The following is a 3,115-nucleotide window of genomic DNA, read 5'->3' as shown; positions in this document are numbered from 1 at the left end:
GCATGGGTCGCGCTGCCGCCGGGGGTGGGACCACGACCGGAAGGCTGGGGGGCGGAGGGGCCGGGCCCCTCGACCATGCGCCGCATCAGTTGCTCTGGGTCCGGCAGATCGGCCACATGGGTCATGCGGATCACGGCCATTTCGGCCGCCATCATCGCGTTCGGGGCAGCCGCGACCTCTTCCAGCGCCTTCAGCAGCATCTGCCACATCCGCGTCAGCACCCGCATCGGCAGATCGCCCGCCATCTGCAAGCCACGCGCGCGTTCTTCGGGCGGCACGGTTGGATCGTCGGCGGCCTCGGGCGTGATCTTGATGACGCTGACCCAGTGGGTGATCTCGGCCAGATCGCGCAGAACCGCCATTGGGTCGGCCCCGTCGCTGTACTGCCCGCCGATCTCGTTCAAGGCCCCCGCCGCATCGCCCTTCAGGATCAGATCGAACAGATCGAGCACTCGGCCCCGGTCGGCCAGCCCCAGCATGGCGCGGACCTGATCGGCGGTGGTTTCGCCCGCACCATGGCTGATCGCCTGATCGAGCAGCGAGGTCGCGTCGCGGGCGGAACCTTCGGCCGCGCGGGTGATCAGCGCCAGCGCGTCGTCGGTGATCTCGGCCTTTTCCGCCGTCGCGATCTTTTTCAGAAGCGCGATCATCACTTCGGGTTCGATCCGGCGCAGGTCGAAACGCTGGCAGCGCGAGAGGACCGTGACCGGCACCTTGCGGATCTCGGTCGTGGCGAAGATGAACTTCACATGGGCGGGGGGTTCCTCCAGCGTCTTCAAAAGCGCGTTGAACGCGCTTGTCGACAGCATGTGAACCTCATCTATGATGTAGATCTTGTAGCGCGCACTGGCCGCCCGGTAGTGGACGCTTTCGATGATCTCGCGGATATCGCCGACACCGGTGCGGCTGGCGGCGTCCATCTCCATCACGTCGACATGGCGGCCTTCCATGATCGCCACGCAATGTTCGCATTTGCCACAAGGATCGGTGGTGGGCCCGCCCTGACCATCCGGGCCGACGCAGTTCATGCCCTTGGCGATGATCCGCGCGGTCGTGGTTTTCCCCGTCCCCCGAATGCCCGTCATGATGAAGGCCTGGGCGATCCGGTCGGCGGCAAAGGCATTCTTCAGCGTACGCACCATCGCCTCCTGCCCGACAAGGTCGGCGAAGGTTTCGGGGCGGTATTTACGGGCGAGGACCTGATAGCGGGTCCCGGTTTCTTCGGTCATTTGGCCTCGGCAGGATTCGTGTCGGCCGCCACGTTAGGCCGGTGCGGCGGTGGCGTAAACCGTCAGAGGGGGCAGGTGCGGGGCTTAGCCGGGAAGACCGCCATCCGAATCGTCCCCTGCTTCCTCAAGCAGACGATCATAATCCGGGATCGTGACATGGCGCTTGCCCTCAAGCTGGATCAGACTGTCGCGTTTGAGTGCCGAAATCTGACGGCTGACGGTTTCGAGCGTAAGCCCGAGATAGTCCGCCATCGCCTCGCGCGTCAGCGGCAGATCGACGACCATCTTACCCTGAGCCGATTTCATATGCAGCGCCGCATCGCGGCGGGCGACGATGGCGATGAGGCTCGCGATCTTCTCGCGCGCGGTCTTGCGGCCCAGAAGCAGCATCCATTCGCGGGCGACATCCAGTTCATCCAGCGTCATTTCCAGCAGACGCTGGGCGATATGCGGCGTGCGGGCCATCAACTGCTCGAACGGTTTCTTGCGAAAGCAGCACATCAAGAGGTCGGTTTCGGCAACCACATTATAGGGGGCGGCATCGCGGCCCGGCCTGCCGACGAAATCGGAGGGAAAGAGCAGCCCGACCGTCTGGGTGCGCCCGTCCTCCATCACCTGGCTGAGCGTCGCGACGCCGGTCACGACGGAAGCCACGAAATCCATCCGGTCGCCCGACCAGATCAGCGTCTGGCCCGCTTCGAAGCTGCGGTAGTACTTGATCGCGTCAAGCGACGCGAGTTCATCCGTCTCGCAGCGTGCGCAGACGGCCCGGTGCCGGATCGGGCAGTCGCCGCATTGCGGGGCCGTGAGGGAAGGATCTTGAATGGACATCTGCTTTTTGATCTGGGTCAATGGTTGGGGAACCCGCACCGGCTAAAGCTAGGTGCATGACAACGGAATCGCAACTCTCACGGCTTGGACTATTTGACGCGCGTGTCCCGCGTTATACGAGCTATCCGACAGCGCCGCACTTCAATTCGCATATTGGTCCGAGTGATTTCGGGGCGTGGGTGGAGGCGATTCCGCACGGCGCGCGCATCTCGCTTTACATCCATGTGCCGTTCTGTCGGCGGCTGTGCTGGTTCTGCGCCTGCCGTACCCAAGGGACCACGTCGGTTGAGCCGGTGCGGGCCTATGTGGAAACACTGAAGGCGGAGCTGAAGCTTCTGAAGGCCCGTCTGCCCGGCGGTGTCACGCTGTCGCGGCTGCACTGGGGGGGCGGCACCCCGACGCTGATGCCGGCGCCGGTCATGCGCGAGCTTGCGGATGCGATCTTTGAGGCGGTTCCGATGGGCGAGGGGGGGGAATTCTCGGTCGAGATAGACCCGAACGAGATTGACAGCGCGCGGCTGGATGCGCTGGCTGCGGCGGGGATGAACCGCGCCTCGATCGGTGTCCAGGACTTTGACCCGGCGATCCAGAAACTCATCGGCCGCGACCAGAGTTTTGAGATTACCCGGAAGGCTGCGGATATGATCCGGGAACGGGGCGTAGCGTCGCTGAACGCGGACATTCTATTCGGCCTGCCGGACCAGAGTGCCACACGGATTGCCGCATCAGTGCAGAAACTGCTGTCGCTGAACCCCGATCGCGTCGCACTTTACGGCTATGCGCATGTTCCCTGGATGGCGCGGCGGCAGGTCATGATCCCGTCCGATGCGCTGCCCCGGCCCGAAGAGCGGCTGAAGCTTTTTGAAGCCGCGCGAGAGCTTTTCGTGACGGATGGCTATGACGAGATCGGGATCGATCATTTCGCGCTGCCGACAGATGGGCTTGCCCGGGCTGCAAGGTCCGGAAGGCTGCGGCGCAATTTTCAGGGTTACACCGACGATACAGCAGAAGCGCTGATAGGGCTTGGGGCCTCGTCGATTTCCCGGTTTCCACAA

3 protein-coding genes are annotated in these 3,115 nt (G+C 63.9%); 1 reads left to right on the top strand and 2 read right to left on the bottom strand.

Annotated elements, in window-relative coordinates; all coding sequences use genetic code 11:
* Together WBB85_RS16255 and fnrL are read right to left on the bottom strand one after the other, a co-directional pair.
* Window positions 1–1,229 (bottom strand): DNA polymerase III subunit gamma/tau (locus tag WBB85_RS16255; RefSeq protein WP_432639641.1); only part of this gene is annotated, 1,229 nt, incomplete at its 3' end.
* Window positions 1,230–1,313: 84 nt separating this feature from the next.
* Window positions 1,314–2,060, bottom strand: a complete 747-nt coding sequence (gene fnrL, locus WBB85_RS16250; RefSeq protein WP_432639640.1) for a transcriptional regulator FnrL — start codon at window positions 2,058–2,060, stop codon at window positions 1,314–1,316.
* Window positions 2,061–2,116: 56 nt separating this feature from the next.
* Between fnrL and WBB85_RS16245 the strand changes: the two genes are divergently transcribed.
* Window positions 2,117–3,115, top strand: a 999-nt coding sequence (locus WBB85_RS16245; RefSeq protein ID WP_432639639.1) for a radical SAM protein, incomplete at its 3' end; no start/stop codon positions are given.

The sequence above is a fragment of the Albidovulum sp. genome, assembly GCF_049646345.1.
In the GTDB taxonomy this organism is placed as follows: domain Bacteria; phylum Pseudomonadota; class Alphaproteobacteria; order Rhodobacterales; family Rhodobacteraceae; genus Albidovulum.
This window is presented reverse-complemented; position numbering and strand designations above follow the sequence as displayed.